Here is a 16,395-nt window from a genome sequence, read left to right as displayed (position 1 = left end):
ATTTGCTAAATGACCTAACAGCTTAAAATCAGGCTAAGCTATATAAAATAAACAAAGTGATGTGACTATTTTGGCAGAACTGCCGAAGATTGATTAGATGAGTTAAATAATGCCCAGAGAAAATTTGAACAGTAAACGCCCTTTATATATTCCTTATGCTGGAAATACTCTGCTAGAACTCCCACTACTCAATAAAGGCTCTGCATTTTCTGAAGAAGAGCGTAGAAGCTTTAACTTGCATGGCTTGATTCCTCATGTCACCGAGACGATTGAAGAACAAAGTCAGCGTTCTTATCAGCAGTATTGTGCTTTTAGCAGTGATATTAACAAGCATATTTATTTGCGGAATATTCAGGATACCAATGAGACCCTGTTTTACCATCTGATTGAAAATCACCTCAGTGAGATGATGCCGATTATCTATACCCCGACTGTGGGTGAGGCATGTCAGCGCTTTTCTGATATTTATCGCCGTCATCGTGGGATCTTTATTTCCTATCCTGACCGTGATCAGATCGACCAGATTATTCACAATATCAATAAAAAGAACGTGAAAGTGATTGTGATTACAGATGGTGAGCGCATTTTGGGTCTTGGAGATCAAGGCATCGGTGGTATGGGGATTCCCATTGGAAAACTGGCACTCTACACCGCATGTGGCGGGATCAGTCCGGCCTATACCTTACCGATTACTCTTGATGTCGGTACCAATAATCAGCAGTTGTTAAATGACCCGATTTATATGGGCTGGCGTGAACCACGAATCAGCGGCGATGAATACTATGCTTTTGTCGAGACGGTGATTCGGGCGATTCAACAGCGCTGGCCAGATGCCTTAATTCAGTTTGAAGACTTTGCACAGAAAAATGCCATGCCTTTGCTGGAAAAATACCGTGATCGAATCTGTTGTTTCAATGATGATATTCAGGGCACCGCTGCGGTGTCTGTCGGCAGCCTGATTGCTGCTTCGCGTGCAGCAGGCAAACAGCTTAAAGATCAGGTGGTTACTTTCTTGGGTGCTGGTTCAGCCGGTTGCGGGATTGCAGAACAGATCGTTAAGCAAATGGTTGCTGAAGGCTTAAGTGATGCTGAAGCACGTGCACGTGTGTTTATGGTCGACCGCTTTGGCCTGATCACAGAAAATCAGCCGAATTTATTGGATTTCCAGCGCAAACTTGCACAGCCGCTTGAAAATGTAGAAAGCTGGGCAGATGCAGAGAGTATGATTTCTCTACTGGATGTGGTCAAACGTGCCAAACCGACGGTACTGATAGGTGTATCTGGACAGCCAGGTCTATTCACTCAGGAAGTGATTGAAGCCATGGCTGAAAATAGTGTACAACCGATTGTTTTCCCTTTATCTAACCCGACTTCCCGCGTAGAAGCTGTTCCGGCCGATATCTTGCAATGGACCAATGGCAGAGCATTGATTGCGACGGGTAGCCCATTTGCACCAGTGAATTATCAGGGACAGATTCATCATATTTCCCAATGCAATAACTCTTATATTTTCCCGGGTATCGGTCTGGGCGTAGTTGCTTCAGGTGCAAAACGTGTCACGGATAATATGCTGATGGCCTCGAGTAATGCCTTAGCGGACTGTTCTCCGAAACTGAAAGACCCTCAGGCGGATTTATTGCCAAATCTGGATTGTTTACAGTCAATTTCGAAGCAGATTGCATTAAAAGTGGCACTTGCTGCGATTGAAGACGGAGTAGCACCGAAAATCAGTGTAGAAGAATTACAGCTAGCAATAGAGCATAATTTTTGGACACCGCAATACCGTGATTATCAGCGGATTACCTTTTAATTGTATTGAAGAGGAACTCTTTATCATGGCCAATTTTTTATGCTAACTAGAGTTCATCTGATGCGTGGGTGAAATATAAAAAGCCCAGATCTTTTGATTAGGGCTTTTTTATTGTCGTAGGGGTGCCATGGTCACACCTTGGTTATAAAATCAGAAAGTACTTTAAGAATTTTTTATTGAGTGAAATAAAAATGAAAGGATCATTTAAAGAAAATAACATCAGCATAAAAAAAGCCCCCATCTTTCGATGAGGGCTTTTTGAATCTGGAGCGGGAAAGGAGACTCGAACTCCCGACCCCAACCTTGGCAAGGTTATGCTCTACCAACTGAGCTATTCCCGCGGAGTCTATAAAGTTTTTTAAATGAAAAAACTAAATGAAAAAATTTTGAGCGGGAAAGGAGACTCGAACTCCCGACCCCAACCTTGGCAAGGTTATGCTCTACCAACTGAGCTATTCCCGCATGCCGTGTATAATACAGCATGCAAAAATGTGGTCAACACCTTTGTTAAAAATCTTGCATCAATTGCATAAAATAAAAGCAAAATGCTGTAGACCAGCCAATAAATAACCAATATTCATATAGAAATCAATGAAACTTGGCCACAATCAACGGATTGCACCTGTACAGATTACCGAAATACTCGACAGAACAAGGTATACTGAGACTATATTTTTGTAGATCGGAGTCAGGCCATGAGCTTAGAACAACAACTGAAAGACCGTTTGGCGCAATTATCCCCAACCTATTTGGAAGTGGTGAATGAATCTTCGGGTCATGGCGGTTATTTCCCGGGAAAAGAATCGCATTTTAAAACCGTGATTGTGAGTCAGGCTTTTGCCGGTTTACGTCCAGTCCAGCGTCATCAGAAAGTTTATGCTGCTGCAGGTGATCTGCTTTCAAAAGACAAAATTCATGCGCTGGCCATTCATGCATTTTTGCCTGAAGAATGGGCTGGTCAGGACACCACCAGTCCGGCTTGTGCACATGCACCTAAAAACTAAGAGGACATGATGGAAACCCAACTTTTAGTCAAGATTATTCATATGTCGGCAGCAGGACTGGCCATTGTCGCCATTTTTGCCCGTGCCTTGACCTTGTTTGTCGGTACACAAGGGAATTTACCTAATCCGGTGGCACGTATAGCGCTAGTCGCTTTACAGCATTTAGCTATCACGGTGATTGCACTGACCGGCATTGTGTCGCTCGTCCTCAAAGACTTTGATGTACAGCCTTGGTTTTATGCCAAAGTCATTTTATTTTTGGTACTGGTGTCCTCGTTAGGCAAAGCCTATAAAAAAGATGATTCTATCTTGCTATCGCAGCGTCGGGCTGGCTTAGTTATTGCTGTAGTTTCGTTGGTGTCTATTCTGGCTTTGGTAATGATCAAGCCGAATTTTGGCTAAAAGCAAGCTGGCTGTGATGATCAGCACAGCCAGTCCATGCAAATAATTAAAAAATACAAATGTGGTAAAAGTAATTAAAAATGTGAGGAGGGGACATGCGTACACGTGTGGTATTTAATCAAAAGGGTGGGGTAGGCAAGTCGAGTATTACTGTCAATCTGGCAGCAATCAGTGCACATCAGGGCTTAAAAACCTTATTGATTGACCTGGATCCGCAGGCCAACTCTAGCCAGTATGTGCTGGGCGATGATGCGACGTATTCTAGTGACAAGCCGGCACTCGAACCAAATATAGAAAACTATTTTGAAAATGTACTTGGCAATCAGCAAAGCAAGGGGCTGCTTGGTAATGCGATTGGCTCGATTTTAAAAAGTCGTAGTAAAGGCCTGGAAAGCTATGTGCATCAATCTTCTTTTAAACATCTCGATGTCATTCCGGCTAGCCCGACACTGGGTGCATTGGCCTATGCACTGGAGTCCAAGCACAAGATCTACAAGTTACGAGATGCCTTACAACAACTGTCAGGATATTATGATCGGGTGTTTATTGATACACCGCCTGCATTCAATTTCTTTACCCTCTCTGCTCTCATTGCGGCGAACCGTGTGCTGATTCCCTTCGACTGTGACGTGTTTTCTAAACGCGCCCTGCAGACCCTGATTGAAAATGTGATTGAAACTCAGGATGACCATAATGAAGGGCTGGAAATTGAAGGTATTGTCGTCAACCAGTTTCAGGCACAGGCTAAGTTACCGCGTGAAGTGGTACAACAGCTCAAAGATGAAGGCTTACCGGTCCTCGACAGTATGTTGCCACCGTCGATCTTGATGAAAGAATCTCATCAGAAAAATCAGCCTTTGATTCATTTGGCTACTGATCATAAATTGACTCAGGCCTATCAATCGTTGTTCAATGAGATAGAGCAGAATTAAGATCGAGTTAGCTATGAAACTTGTGAAAATAAGCCTGAGTATTGCTGCACTTGCATTACTGAGTGCCTGTGCAACGCCGGTAAAACCGACTTATGTGTCGCCAACCCTGTATCAGACTTTGGGTTGTTCGCAACTACAGGGTGAATATAACCGTATTCAGCAGTATATCGACAATGGCGTTGAGCCACCGAAACGTACAGGCGTCGGTGTGGGCGTTGGTCTTGGCGGTGGCTGGGGCAGTCGCGGTGGCTGGGGTATTGGCCCGAGTGTTTTAGTCAATATGGGACAATCATCCGATACCAAAAGAACCGAACTGGCACGGCTTTTAGGCGAGCAGGAAGCGATTGTACAGGCCGCGCGTTATAAGAACTGTCCGATCATCGTTCGGCAGGCGACGCCTAAATAAATCATTCAACATTAAACGGATGAATGCTGACTTCGGGTCGGCATTTTTTTATTGCTTTCACCAAGAATAGGGCGGTTTACATTAAGATAAAACTCACGGGAAATTGACCAGACTGTATATAAATCTGAAATTTATAAGCTTGTTATCACACTCTCATATTGATTAAGCTACAACCTTGGCCCGGAAAAGTTCATTGCGATGATTGAAAATTGGTTATTTGTTTTAGGACTCATTGCTGTAATGATGGTTCCAGGGCCCGCCAATGCCTTGGTGGCTAGTTCTGCTCATCAGCAGGGGCAGGCCAAAACCAGTCTCTATCTTCCTGCCATTTTGCTCGGCTATTTTTATGCCATTAATGTATGGGCCTTGGTGATTCATCTGGCGTCACCGATCTGGCCAAATTTTAAAGGCTTGGTCTATGTGCTGAGTACCATCTGTGTGGGCTGGATGACCTTGCATTTATATAAGGCCCAGCAGTTAGAACGCTACAGCAAGAACCATCCGCAGATTCGCCCCTGGCAAATGTTTACAACTACCCTAAAAAATCCTAAAGCAGCATTGTTGGCCTCTGGAATTTTACCGATGGAAACCTGGCAAAGCCCGACCAACTTCGTTCTGGTTTTTGCTGCCTTTAGCTTGAGTACCGTTCCGGTCGGGATATTCTGGATGGTCTTTGGTCAGGCCATATTGACCAGTCCATCTGAAAAAATAAAAGCCGGCCTCATTTATAAAGGCGCGGCTCTATTTGTCCTGCTTTGTCTCATCCCACTCTTGATCAAGCTCTGGGATTAAACGCACAGGCTGTAAAAGAATCTTAATGTAAAAAGTTCTTAAGCTGTTTTACTTTTTTTGAGCTTTTGTTGAATAAAGCCAATCACACCTGGCAATACACTTAAAATAATGATGCCAAAAATTAGATAGGTGAAGTTGTCTTTGACGATCGGCATATTGCCAAACATATAGCCCAAAATGACAAATGAGCTAATCCAGGCAAATGCACCTACTACATTATAGGTCAGGAAATATTTGTAATTCATGCTGCCAGCACCGGCAACGAAGGGTGCAAAGGTACGGGCAAAAGGAACAAAACGCGCAAAAATAATGGTCTTACCACCATGTCTGGCAAAGAATTGCTGGGTCGCCAATAAGTGTTTTTTATTGATGAAGCGCGATTCAATCTCGAAAACCCGAGGACCAATATATTTACCAATATGATAATTCAGGGTGTCACCCAGAACTGCCGCAACAAACAAGAGTGGAATCAGCACCCATGGATCCATTGCACCAGTAGAGGCTGCCAGTGCACCTGCTGCAAATAGCAAGCTGTCGCCAGGCAGGAACGGCATGACCACCAGACCTGTTTCTACAAAGATAATCAGGAAAAGAATGGCATAAATCCAGATCCCGTAATTAGTGATAAATTCAAGCAAGTGATCATCAACATGCAAGATAAAATCAATCAGTTCCATGAGCCCAGTACAAGCAAAAGTGTGGTCAAATCCTAACAGCCCGGGGCATGAAAGTCAGTACCAGAAAGTAAAATAATTAAGGCTTCATCCATCTTCAATTAAGCAAAAATTTCTCTTACATATTATCTTCGGATTTTTATAAAAACAGGCTTAATTGGATTAAATCTTGAGCTTAAAAATATAAAAATGACAGACCAATCAAGGCATCCAAAGGGGTGCTTTATTCTGCTAGAAATATAATGCAATCAACTAAATGCATACCTCATGCGAATTGTGTGCTTAATGCGCTGAAAAATGTTAGAATACGGCGCTTATCTTTCGTTTGCCTTTCATAGTTGTTCGTCATGACTACCAATACTCAAATTACTGAAGATCGTATCCTGATTCTGGATTTCGGTTCTCAATATAGTCAGCTCATCGCACGTCGTGTCCGTGAAGCTGGTGTATATTCTGAAATGTATGCCTATGATATGTCTGAAGAAGACATTCGTGTATTTAATCCAAACGGTATCATCTTGTCTGGTGGACCTGAGAGCGTTCACCTTGAAGGCAGCCCGCGTGCGCCACAAGTGGTATTCGAGCTGGGTGTGCCGGTATTGGGTATTTGTTATGGTCTGCAAACCATGTGCGAACAACTTGGCGGTAAAGTTGAGCCAGGTACTGTGCATGAGTTTGGCTATGCAGAAGTAGATATTGTTGTACGTGACAAGCTGATCGGTAATTTACAGGACCGTGAAAACCAGCTGCATGTCTGGATGAGCCATGGCGATAAAGTTGCCCGTATTCCAGAAGGCTTCCAAATCACTGCACAGACGCCAAGCTGTCCAATTGCGATGGTTTCTGACGAAACTCGCCGTTTCTATGGTATTCAGTTCCATCCTGAAGTGACACATACTTCTAAAGGTGCAGAATTACTGTCGAACTTCGTTCATCAAATTTGTGGCTGTCGCGGTCTGTGGACGCCAGAACACATTATTGATCTACGTGTAGAACAGCTTCGCCAACAGATTGGTGATGAAAAAGTATTACTAGGACTTTCTGGTGGTGTGGATTCATCTGTAGTGGCAGCGCTGTTGCATAAAGCGATCGGTGATCAGCTGACCTGTGTATTTGTAGACAATGGTCTGCTTCGTTTGAACGAAGGCGATCAAGTGATGCAAATGTTTGCTGACAACATGGGTATCCGCGTGATTCGTGCTGATGCTGAAGAGCGTTTCTTGACTGCGCTTGCAGGTGAAGTTGATCCTGAAGCAAAACGTAAAATTATTGGCCGTGAATTTATTGCTGTCTTCGCTGAAGAAGCACGTAAATTAGATGGCGTAAAATTTCTTGCACAAGGTACGATTTATCCGGACGTGATTGAATCTGCTGCAAGCAAGCAGGGTAAGGCGCATGTGATTAAATCACACCATAATGTGGGCGGCTTACCAGCAGACCTAGCATTTGAACTGGTTGAACCATTACGTGACTTGTTTAAAGATGAAGTACGTAAATTGGGTACGACTTTAGGCTTGCCACACAGCATGATCTACCGTCATCCATTCCCGGGCCCAGGTCTTGGTGTGCGTATCCTGGGTGAAGTGAAAAAAGAATATGCAGACATTTTACGTCTTGCGGATGACATTTTCATGCAGGAACTGCGTGCCAGCGGCTGGTATGACAAGACTGCTCAAGCATTTGCAGTATTCCAGCCAGTAAAATCGGTGGGTGTAGTCGGTGATGGCCGTCGTTATGCATGGGTGATTGCACTGCGTGCGGTAGAAACCGTGGACTTTATGACGGCTCGTTTCGCGCATCTTCCTTATGATTTAGTCGATAAGATCTCGACCCGTATCATGAATGAAATTGCTGAAGTTTCTCGTGTTGTGTATGACGTATCGTCTAAACCACCAGCAACAATTGAATGGGAGTAATTTAGGGGTTTCGGATAGCACTGCTGTCCGCCTAAATTACGCCAAGCACTATGCGCGTGGCAGTATCTGGTTTATCAGATATAACCTAATAAAAAAGAGCGCTTCGGCGCTCTTTTTTTGATTTATACTGAATAAAAATAAACCTTTAAAAGCTAAAAAATGCCTTTACCTACTTATGATCAATTAATGCTGCCTTTAATGAAATTATTATCAGAATTAAATGAGCCAATAAAAATTTCGGATGCTGCGAATATCCTAGCTGAACGTTCCAATTTACACGAAGAGGATTTAAATAAAATTCTTCCGAGCGGGAAAAATATATTTAAAGATAGAGTGGCATGGGCAAAGACCTACTTAGTTAAGGCGGGCTTAGTTCAACAACCGAAGAGAGCATATTGTGAGATTAGTAGCTTGGGTAGACAGGTTGATTTAAAAAGTTTAGATGCTATAACAAATGAATATTTAGCACAGTTCAACGGATTTTCAGATTTTAAATTAGGAAAGAAAAATAAAGATGAGTTTGGGATCGGGAATCTACAAGTTATTGAAAGCCTAAATAGTTACCAAGAAACTCAGACTCCAGAAGAAACAATCCAGAACACAACGGAATTATTAAAATCTGATTTGAAAAGTGATTTGCTTCAGATGGTAAAAGATAAATCTCCTTCATTTTTTGAAAGACTGGTTGTCGATCTTCTGGTGGCAATGGGCTACGGCGGTTCACATCAAGATGCAGCTCAAGCGATTGGTAAAACCAACGATGGTGGAATTGATGGTGTAATTAGTGAAGATCGATTAGGGCTAGATAAAATTTACATCCAAGCGAAACGTTGGAAAGATACTGTTGGTCGTCCCGACATTCAACAGTTTAAAGGTGCTTTGGCCGATCAAGTTGCTAAGAAGGGTGTATTCATTACTACGTCAAGTTTCAGTAAAGAGGCCATTGAGTCGGCAAGAAAATCCGGTATTGTTTTAATTGATGGCGATAAGCTGACGTCTTTAATGATTGAATTTGGTTTAGGTGTACAAATAGAACGTAGTTTTCATATCTATAAAATCGACCAAGATCGTTTTGATGAAGATAATTTTTAACGGGTAATTTAAGCCGGTTTAACCTGCCAGTTTTGCAGCTCCCCAGCTAAACTTTGCTCCAGATCTGGATCATAAGCTTCAACCCGATTCCGTCCATTGGCTTTAGCCTGATATAAGGCAATATCGGCCTGTTTAATCAGGGTCATTAAATCTGTTTCACAGCTTTCCAGGATGGCAGCACCAATCGAAATGCTAAAACTGAAACGATGTTGGCTGTCCAGATCGATCACAATATTTTCAATTTTATGCCTTAAACGCTCGGCAACTTTTAGCGCTTCATCCAGAGAGGTTTCAGGTAAAAATGCAATAAATTCCTCACCGCCATAGCGTGCCAAAATATCATGCTGCCGCATTTCGCTGTGTGTATTTAGAGCAATCGTCTGTAAGACCTGATCTCCGATATCATGACCATAACGATCATTAATCTGCTTAAAATGATCGACATCAAAGACCAGTAAACTCATAGGCACCGGTTGATCAAAATTCTGTTGTAGCAGTTGTTGCGCGAGATATTCAAAACAGCGACGGTTATTCAGGCCAGTGAGTGAGTCGGTATGAGCCATATTTTCAAAGGCCTGCCGATTATATTCATTCAGGGTATGCTGCAAAAATACCATGCGTGATTTTAAGGTCGAGCTCCAGCTAATATATAGACTGAAGGTCAATACTGGCAGATAAATCAGGGAAAATAAAAACATCTGGTACAGGTCAGATCGAGTATTGAAATATACACCGATGTAAATCATCAAAGTAATCAGACTCGAAGTAATCAAAGACGGCCAGAACCGGATCTGCACACATAAATTGGCCAACACAATAAAAACCAAGGAGGCATATTGATAAATGAGGGTATAAGCACTTTCAGACTGATTTAGATTAAAAAACCAGATGGCACTTGCGCCAATAATTGAGGTAGGTAAGAGTAAATCAAACACAGGTAAATTGCGGTAAGAGTGATACATCCAGATCGTGATCAGTACGATCAGAATGGTATAGCTAATTTTGGTCAAAATGAGCAAATTGAGAATATCATGCAGCACCAGAATATCGGCGAGGGTATAAGAGGCATATGCCAGCTGTGCGAATAAATTGACCTGTAATAGGTATTTTAAAGTGAGCTTCTTTTGATGGGCATAGTAGGCCGGTTTTAGAGGCGCAGGAATACGAACAAGCGGATCTTGAAGAGCCTCCTGAATCAGGGTACGTGATTCTTTTTCGTTATCATGCGGCATGCAGCCTTCCCAAATTAAAATATATAAAAATGAATAAGATGAAATTTATATATAGTTGTATAAAAAATATTCTATTCTTTTGTTGGATATTTTAAAAGTGGAAGAATCAAATTTATTTTATAAAATGAAATCCCCGATTAACGCATTCTAAGAATGATCCTAGCTTATAGAACAGACTAATGATTCAGCTTTAATTCGCCGTTGACTGGGCTGGTTGAGTGTCTGGCTTAAATACATTCCAGGGATTTTCTGTTGCTGGCTTGGGCTTATTCAGCATATCCGGATGATAGACTTCAATCCGGTTTCGGCCAGACTTCTTGGCTTGATATAAGGCGATATCGGCTTGTTTGATCAGATCTTCCAGAGTCTGGGTATGGGATTCTAGTTCTGCAACACCGATCGAAATGGTGAACCGGATGGTATGATTGGATTCAACATAAATATACTGCTTTTGAATTGCACAACGAATTCGTTCTGCAATCACCAGGCTGTCTTGTAGCTGAGTATCTTCCAGGAGAGCGATAAACTCTTCCCCGCCAAAACGTGCAAGTACATCGCTATGCCGCATTTCTTTACGGGTCACTTCAGCAATCAGTTGTAGCACCCGATCACCGACATCATGCCCATAGCTATCATTAATATTTTTAAAATGATCCACATCAAACATCAACAGGCAGCTACTGGCATGTTTGGGCCATTGATGAATAGAGCGTTCAGCCATATCGACAAAATGGCGACGGTTGTAGAGCTGGGTCAAATCATCGGTATGTGCCAGATTCTTTAAGGTTTGATAGTTCCATTCATCAAGCAGGGAGCGCAGAAAAGAACGCCGCACATTCAGAATATTATTCCAGTTAATATAAATGCTAAAAAACCACAGTGGACTAAAGACCACACTAAAAATAAAGGCTTGAGAGGCACTCATGAACTGGGTCACCCCAAGCATGATAAACAGCGCAATCAAGATGGAGCAATAGACTGCGACTTTAAACTGGGTCTGCACACAGAGATTGGCGATAAGAATAAAGATCGCAGAGGCATAAATATAGGTGGCAACATGGGGACTGGTTGAAAGCGCGAGTAAGCTAATCCAGGCCGCTGCAGCTACAGTGGTGCCTATCGGCAAGATTCTGTCCAAAATCTGAATATTTTTATATTTTTTAAACAGGTAATAACAGCAAAACATCGCCCCCAGAACCAGAACGACGCGCATCAGACCAGAAATAAAAAACATGTCTGGAATAATCAGGATATCGGCAAAGAAATACAGTAAAAAGGCAATTTGCTCCAGATAGTTAATTTGACGCAAGTTATGATGACTATGTGTATAGACATAATCATGAAAATACTGCTGAAACGGGGCAGGAATACGGGCATGAGGATCTGTCAGCGCCTGTTCAATCAGCTGACGGTTCTGCAGATCACATTCAGATAATTTCAGTGATTTATCGGTCGTCGAATTTTGAAAAGATACATTCGCCGTTGAATATATATTCTCATTCTGAGCAGACATGTCCTGGTCCAGTATTATTTTTATAGGTGCCTATTATGCCGTGATTGAGTAAAAAATAACCTCCCAAAAATTGGGTATCCGGGAAGTTTTTAAAGCTAAAACGTAACAAAATTTGTGTTTTGTAAAATTGAAAGTGATTGAAATACATGAATAATCATCTTATTTATAGGGGCTTTGGATGTTGTTGATTCGTTTCACGTGAAACATAAATGACATTCCTGATCTTCAGTTTATTTAAACTCATAACGCCATGTACCTAAATCATGATTGACTTGCTAAAACTCAAGTTTGGGGGCTTTGGATACAAATCTCATCCGCCTTTCAGGATTTAAATTGATGAGACTAGTGAGACGCTTTATACGTATCTAAATATTTCCAGAGATAGATTTTGCCCATAGACCCTGTACATTGTCCTGAACAGAGAGGCATCTTGAATCGGTCAAATGCATGTCTCACCCACTCAAAAAGTAGAATGAAAATGCCGAGGTAAGCTCAGCCATGTCGAATAATAGTGATATTGAACTGTCGAATTCCGATGATTGTGAAAAGTACGTGAATCAGTTTATTCAGGAGTTTCCTTTACGTCGCGCGGAAATCGGACAGGGCACCGTGATTAAACGTGCCTTGCCAAGCAGACATAAGCGCATGATAGGTGCTTGGTGTTTTCTGGATCATGCAGGTCCGGCTATTTTCCCGCAAGGAGATGGTCTGGATATCGGACCACATCCGCACATTGGTCTGCAGACCTTTACATGGATGATCGAAGGCAGCATGATGCACAATGACAGTCTGGGAAATCAGCAGTTGATTCGTCCCAAGCAGGTCAATCTGATGACCTCGGGTTATGGCATTTCACATACCGAAGTCTCTCCTGAAAGTGAAACGCATATGCATGCAGCGCAGTTATGGATTGCCTTGCCGGATGACAAGATCAATATGGCACCGGGTTTTGACCATTATCCTGAATTGCCGGTCATAAATGAACAAGGCATCGAGTTTACCGTGCTGGTGGGAGAATATTTAAATACCAGATCGCCGGTTAAAGTGCATAGTGAATTGCTGGGCGTAGATCTGTATGCAGATGAAAGTAGCAGTATGCGCTTGCCACTGAATCCGAAATTTGAATATGGTTTTATGGTGCTTGAGGGGACGGCTAGTATAAATGGACATGAACTGAATGAAGATAATATGCTGATCCTGGAGCCAGGCTTACAGCAGGTCAATGCTGAAATTCATGCTAGGAGTCGGGTGTTATTGATTGGTGGGGAACCATTTGAAAGCCCGATCTTACTGTGGTGGAATCTGGTCGGGCGCACGACAGAGGAACTTAAAATTGCACGGGAACAATGGATTGAAGGTCATGAACGTTTTGGTTCCATTCCTGCCTATGATGGGCCACGTTTAGAAGCACCTGCATTTCCATACCAGATGCGGGCTTCCCGATAAATGCTAACAATGATGGGAATATGGAGTGCTGTCTGAATTGAACTCAAATAGCGAATCTGCAACATAGGATACATATCATTACAGTCATCAAAAATTGAGCTATATTCGGCTGCTTTTTGTTATGCTCAGTGAGCAAGAACAATAAAATCATGAGTCTAATATGCGTGTTTTACATCATCTCGAACAATCACGATCATTTCGTATCCTGTGGGCCATGGAAGAATTAGGACTGGATTACGAAGTTAAATACTATAAACGGCAGCCTAACCTTTCTGCGCCACCGGCCTTAAAACAGATCCATCCGCTGGGCAAAGCCCCGATTCTGGTCGATCAGTCGCAGGTACTGGCAGAATCTGCGGCGATCCTGGAATATTTGCAGGAAAGCTATGACGAACAGCAGCAATTTCGCCCAGAAGATATTGCCGACAAGGCCCAGTACCGTTACTGGATGCATTATGCGGAAGGCTCGTTAATGCCGCTGCTGGTGATGCAACTGGTAATGACCACAGTGCCTAAACATACGCCTTTGCTGATTCGACCTGTGGCCAAGAAAATCTGTGATGGGGTGAAAAAGCAATTTGTACAGAGCCGTTTAAAAGATCATATCCAGTTTCTGGAAAGCTATTTGAGTGAGCATGATTATTTTGCCGGGCATTTCAGTTTTGCCGATATTCAGATGAGTTTTCCTTTGGAGGCCATGCAGAGCCGGACGGGTCAAAGCTATCCAGCGATTCAAGCCTATCTTAAACGGGTGTCGCAACGTGCTGCCTATGCGCGTGCACTGTCCAAAGAAAAACAGATCAGCTCTTAAACGCTTAAAAGAAAAGGTGCCGATGGTACCTTTTTTGATTTTGTGAGATTAGTCCGGAAAGCTGAGACGTTCTTTGGGGAAAACTACCTTAAACGTGGAACCTTGGTTTTCCTTGGACTCAATTTCCAGATGTGCCTGATGCTGCATGAGTACATGTTTAACAATTGCCAATCCCAAACCGGTACCGCCAGTACGACGGCTGCGGTCTGAATCGATGCGGTAAAAACGCTCGGTCAGACGTGGCAGATGCTTGGGATCAATACCGATGCCGTTATCTTGCACCACAAAATAGGCCGATTCACCGTCATCATGCCAGCCGATGGTGATGGTGCCGCCTTTAGGCGTATACTTGATGGCATTGGTAATCAGGTTGCTAAAGGCGCTGGCCAGTTCCATATCTGAACCGATCAGATCGCAATGACTGTCAATGTCCAGATTTAGGGTATGACCATAATCAATATTATAGGCCTGGGCATCATCAAATAGCTGGTTCATCAGACTCGGCATTTCAATGATCTGGTTTTTGGCAATATTTTTATCATTTTCCAGACGTGACAGCAGCAACAGATCGTTGACCAGTGCATTCATGCGTCGGGTTTGCGACTGCATCTGATCAAAAGCGCGTTTCCAGCGTGGATTGATATCTTCCTGATCGGTAAAGGTTTCAATATAGCCACTGAGCACGGTCAAAGGAGTGCGCAGTTCATGTGAAATATTGTCGACAAAATCCTTTCGCATCTGTTCCAGATTGTGCATCCGGGTCACATCATAAGCGACCAGTACCCGACTTTCTCCGCCAAAACGGGTCATTTTGACCTGCACATAATGGTCTTCAAACAGCGAAGAACGCATTTTTAGGCCGTCGGGAGATTCATCAATATGGTGATAGTATTCGATAAAGCTCGGTTGGCGTAGCAAGGTCAGGATATTACGGCGACGGTCATCACTGGAGATTCCGAGCAGACGTTCGGCTGCCGGATTCCACCATTCAATCTGTTGGTTTTCATCAAGTAGTACCACGGCTTCTTGCAAGGCCACCAGCGAAGATTGTGCACGATCAATCAATTCGACCATTTCCGCTTGAACAATCCGTTCCTGACGTTGGGCACGATAAACATTGAAAAGCAGTGCACCCCAAATCCCGCCAATATTCGGCGGAACATCATAAGGGCGGTTGGAAATCCATTCATTAACCAGATATAAGGAACGCATTTGGGTCGCAAAGAACGCCACAAAGGCAATTACGATACAAATCCAGAAATACCCAATCCCAAAACCGATAAAGCTGGCGATAATCAGGAAAAAAGCCAGTAAGCGTAAATCCTGCTTCGCAAAATCCCATAAACTGCTGTAACGGATTCTTTTGTGCTCGCGTGCCAGTTCGGGGACAGGGTAGGGCTCATACATAAAACAAGATTTACCTTAAAAGATATTAACCTAAAGCGACATCTGAACGGGTCGAGAAACGATACCCCGTTCCGCGAACGGTCTGTACAAAACGGTCTACACCATAAGGTTCCAGTACTTTACGCAAACGGCGGATATGCACATCGATGGTCCGGTCTTCAATATAGACGTTACCGCCCCAAACCTGATCCAGCAATTGCGCACGGGTATAGGCACGTTCAGGATGTGTCATGAAGAATGCCAGTAAACGGTATTCAGTCGGCCCCATTTCCAGAATGTTGTTCCCAAAATTCACCCGCTGGCTGACCGGATCCAGAATCAGGCCATTGGCATCAATGGTTTTTTCACCGCTCAGGGCATTGGCGCGGCGCAGTACTGCCTTAATCCGCGAGACCAGTTCCCGGGTCGAGAATGGCTTGGTCATGTAGTCATCGGCACCGGCATCCAGACCTTGTACCTTGTGGTCTTCTTCACCGCGCGCTGTGAGCATGATCACCGGAATTTCTGACAGGCTTTCATCACGTTTCAAACGACGACACAGATCCACACCGCTGACACCACCAGGCATCATCCAGTCCAGCAAAATCAGTGCCGGACGCTGATCCACAATCATCTGATGCGCCTGTTTGGCATCTTCTGCCTGTAAGCACTGAAAACCGGCCATATCCAGAGAGGTATGGATCATTTCCCGAATCGGGAGCTCGTCATCGACGATTAATATGTAGTCATCTTTCACAACGCAATACCCTATTTCATGTAAACGGTGAACCGTTTTATATTTATGACAGGCTTATTACAAAGACTAATTATGACAGTATCATTGCAGAAAGGGAAAAACTGCTGAAATTCGAAAAGATTTGTGACAAATATAGCGCGGAAACTTGTTAAAAAATCATAAATTAATTTTACTCATTTTCGTAGTACAGCATAAAGATTTCATTTACTACAGAAGAGATAG

General features: G+C 43.2%; 15 protein-coding genes and 2 tRNA genes. 10 read left to right on the top strand and 7 right to left on the bottom strand.

Features of this window, described 5'->3' with window-relative positions; translation table 11 throughout:
• Nucleotides 1-109 precede the first annotated feature (109 nt).
• Complete coding sequence (locus tag ACTL4S_RS10975) at nucleotides 110-1,810, top strand: NAD-dependent malic enzyme (protein WP_441299349.1); 1,701 nt, start codon at nucleotides 110-112, stop codon at nucleotides 1,808-1,810.
• A 265-nt stretch (nucleotides 1,811-2,075) separates the two neighbouring features.
• On the opposite strand, the gene ACTL4S_RS10970 is transcribed toward ACTL4S_RS10975, so the two are convergent.
• Nucleotides 2,076-2,151 (bottom strand) — tRNA-Gly (locus tag ACTL4S_RS10970).
• 48 nt (nucleotides 2,152-2,199) lie between these two features.
• Nucleotides 2,200-2,272: transfer RNA gene (locus ACTL4S_RS10965), tRNA-Gly, on the bottom strand.
• A gap of 233 nt (nucleotides 2,273-2,505) precedes the next feature.
• Between ACTL4S_RS10965 and ACTL4S_RS10960 the strand changes: the two genes are divergently transcribed.
• From ACTL4S_RS10960 to ACTL4S_RS10940, 5 genes are all read left to right on the top strand, one after another.
• Entirely contained in the window at nucleotides 2,506-2,814 is a 309-nt protein-coding gene (locus ACTL4S_RS10960; protein WP_004644834.1) for a BolA family protein, read from the top strand.
• Nucleotides 2,815-2,823: 9 nt separating this feature from the next.
• Entirely contained in the window at nucleotides 2,824-3,216 is a 393-nt protein-coding gene (locus tag ACTL4S_RS10955; RefSeq protein WP_004644835.1) for a SirB2 family protein, read from the top strand.
• A gap of 95 nt (nucleotides 3,217-3,311) precedes the next feature.
• On the top strand, nucleotides 3,312-4,148 hold the full coding sequence (locus ACTL4S_RS10950) for a ParA family protein (RefSeq protein WP_441299348.1): 837 nt from the start codon (nucleotides 3,312-3,314) through the stop codon (nucleotides 4,146-4,148).
• A gap of 13 nt (nucleotides 4,149-4,161) precedes the next feature.
• Nucleotides 4,162-4,554 (top strand): hypothetical protein, encoded by a 393-nt coding sequence (locus ACTL4S_RS10945; protein ID WP_441299347.1) that lies wholly within the window; start codon nucleotides 4,162-4,164, stop codon nucleotides 4,552-4,554.
• Nucleotides 4,555-4,752: 198 nt separating this feature from the next.
• On the top strand, nucleotides 4,753-5,346 hold the full coding sequence (locus tag ACTL4S_RS10940; protein ID WP_016806914.1) for a hypothetical protein: 594 nt from the start codon (nucleotides 4,753-4,755) through the stop codon (nucleotides 5,344-5,346).
• Between the two features lie 38 nt (nucleotides 5,347-5,384).
• Here the strand turns inward: ACTL4S_RS10940 and ACTL4S_RS10935 are convergent, their stop codons facing one another.
• Nucleotides 5,385-6,023: a DedA family protein gene (locus ACTL4S_RS10935; RefSeq protein WP_004644839.1), complete on the bottom strand. Its 639-nt coding sequence runs from the start codon at nucleotides 6,021-6,023 to the stop codon at nucleotides 5,385-5,387.
• A 344-nt stretch (nucleotides 6,024-6,367) separates the two neighbouring features.
• On the opposite strand from ACTL4S_RS10935, the gene guaA reads away from it, so the two are divergent.
• Nucleotides 6,368-7,936, top strand: a complete 1,569-nt coding sequence (gene guaA, locus ACTL4S_RS10930) for a glutamine-hydrolyzing GMP synthase (protein WP_441299346.1) — start codon at nucleotides 6,368-6,370, stop codon at nucleotides 7,934-7,936.
• Nucleotides 7,937-8,095: 159 nt separating this feature from the next.
• Nucleotides 8,096-9,028: a restriction endonuclease gene (locus tag ACTL4S_RS10925; protein ID WP_004280964.1), complete on the top strand. Its 933-nt coding sequence runs from the start codon at nucleotides 8,096-8,098 to the stop codon at nucleotides 9,026-9,028.
• A gap of 8 nt (nucleotides 9,029-9,036) precedes the next feature.
• Here ACTL4S_RS10925 and ACTL4S_RS10920 read toward each other — a convergent pair whose 3' ends face one another.
• Nucleotides 9,037-10,260: a GGDEF domain-containing protein gene (locus tag ACTL4S_RS10920; RefSeq protein WP_441299345.1), complete on the bottom strand. Its 1,224-nt coding sequence runs from the start codon at nucleotides 10,258-10,260 to the stop codon at nucleotides 9,037-9,039.
• A gap of 190 nt (nucleotides 10,261-10,450) precedes the next feature.
• Nucleotides 10,451-11,773: a GGDEF domain-containing protein gene (locus ACTL4S_RS10915; protein WP_441299344.1), complete on the bottom strand. Its 1,323-nt coding sequence runs from the start codon at nucleotides 11,771-11,773 to the stop codon at nucleotides 10,451-10,453.
• Between the two features lie 498 nt (nucleotides 11,774-12,271).
• Here ACTL4S_RS10915 and ACTL4S_RS10910 point away from each other — a divergent pair, with 498 nt between their 5' ends.
• Together ACTL4S_RS10910 and ACTL4S_RS10905 are read left to right on the top strand one after the other, a co-directional pair.
• The gene (locus tag ACTL4S_RS10910) at nucleotides 12,272-13,219 is read left to right on the top strand and encodes a pirin family protein (RefSeq protein ID WP_441299343.1); all 948 of its coding nucleotides are present in this window, start codon (nucleotides 12,272-12,274) and stop codon (nucleotides 13,217-13,219) included.
• 160 nt (nucleotides 13,220-13,379) lie between these two features.
• Nucleotides 13,380-14,030 carry a glutathione S-transferase family protein gene (locus ACTL4S_RS10905; RefSeq protein WP_441299342.1) on the top strand — a complete coding sequence of 217 codons (651 nt, stop codon included), beginning with the start codon at nucleotides 13,380-13,382 and terminating at the stop codon, nucleotides 14,028-14,030.
• Nucleotides 14,031-14,078: 48 nt separating this feature from the next.
• Here the strand turns inward: ACTL4S_RS10905 and phoR are convergent, their stop codons facing one another.
• Both phoR and phoB read right to left on the bottom strand, forming a co-directional pair.
• Nucleotides 14,079-15,437: a phosphate regulon sensor histidine kinase PhoR gene (phoR, locus tag ACTL4S_RS10900; protein WP_004732640.1), complete on the bottom strand. Its 1,359-nt coding sequence runs from the start codon at nucleotides 15,435-15,437 to the stop codon at nucleotides 14,079-14,081.
• Nucleotides 15,438-15,462: 25 nt separating this feature from the next.
• Nucleotides 15,463-16,173, bottom strand: a complete 711-nt coding sequence (phoB, locus tag ACTL4S_RS10895; RefSeq protein WP_004280972.1) for a phosphate regulon transcriptional regulator PhoB — start codon at nucleotides 16,171-16,173, stop codon at nucleotides 15,463-15,465.
• Nucleotides 16,174-16,395: the final 222 nt, after the last annotated feature.

Origin of the sequence: Acinetobacter lwoffii (genome assembly GCF_052078135.1) — a bacterium.
Lineage (GTDB): Bacteria > Pseudomonadota > Gammaproteobacteria > Pseudomonadales > Moraxellaceae > Acinetobacter > Acinetobacter lwoffii_Z.
Note: the sequence above shows the minus strand (reverse complement) of the source record. Positions and strands in the feature narration are given on the sequence as shown.

Excerpts from the sequence above, each read along its gene's own strand:
- ACTL4S_RS10975 (WP_441299349.1), top strand. The coding sequence starts at position 110 with ATGCCCAGAGAAAATTTGAACAGTAAACGCCCTTTATATATTCCTTAT.
- ACTL4S_RS10960 (WP_004644834.1), top strand. The coding sequence starts at position 2,506 with ATGAGCTTAGAACAACAACTGAAAGACCGTTTGGCGCAATTATCCCCA.
- ACTL4S_RS10955 (WP_004644835.1), top strand. The coding sequence starts at position 2,824 with ATGGAAACCCAACTTTTAGTCAAGATTATTCATATGTCGGCAGCAGGA.
- ACTL4S_RS10950 (WP_441299348.1), top strand. The coding sequence starts at position 3,312 with ATGCGTACACGTGTGGTATTTAATCAAAAGGGTGGGGTAGGCAAGTCG.
- ACTL4S_RS10945 (WP_441299347.1), top strand. The coding sequence starts at position 4,162 with ATGAAACTTGTGAAAATAAGCCTGAGTATTGCTGCACTTGCATTACTG.
- ACTL4S_RS10940 (WP_016806914.1), top strand. The coding sequence starts at position 4,753 with ATGATTGAAAATTGGTTATTTGTTTTAGGACTCATTGCTGTAATGATG.
- ACTL4S_RS10935 (WP_004644839.1), bottom strand. The coding sequence starts at position 6,023 with ATGGAACTGATTGATTTTATCTTGCATGTTGATGATCACTTGCTTGAA.
- guaA (WP_441299346.1), top strand. The coding sequence starts at position 6,368 with ATGACTACCAATACTCAAATTACTGAAGATCGTATCCTGATTCTGGAT.
- ACTL4S_RS10925 (WP_004280964.1), top strand. The coding sequence starts at position 8,096 with ATGCCTTTACCTACTTATGATCAATTAATGCTGCCTTTAATGAAATTA.
- ACTL4S_RS10920 (WP_441299345.1), bottom strand. The coding sequence starts at position 10,260 with ATGCCGCATGATAACGAAAAAGAATCACGTACCCTGATTCAGGAGGCT.
- ACTL4S_RS10915 (WP_441299344.1), bottom strand. The coding sequence starts at position 11,773 with ATGTCTGCTCAGAATGAGAATATATATTCAACGGCGAATGTATCTTTT.
- ACTL4S_RS10910 (WP_441299343.1), top strand. The coding sequence starts at position 12,272 with ATGTCGAATAATAGTGATATTGAACTGTCGAATTCCGATGATTGTGAA.
- ACTL4S_RS10905 (WP_441299342.1), top strand. The coding sequence starts at position 13,380 with ATGCGTGTTTTACATCATCTCGAACAATCACGATCATTTCGTATCCTG.
- phoR (WP_004732640.1), bottom strand. The coding sequence starts at position 15,437 with ATGTATGAGCCCTACCCTGTCCCCGAACTGGCACGCGAGCACAAAAGA.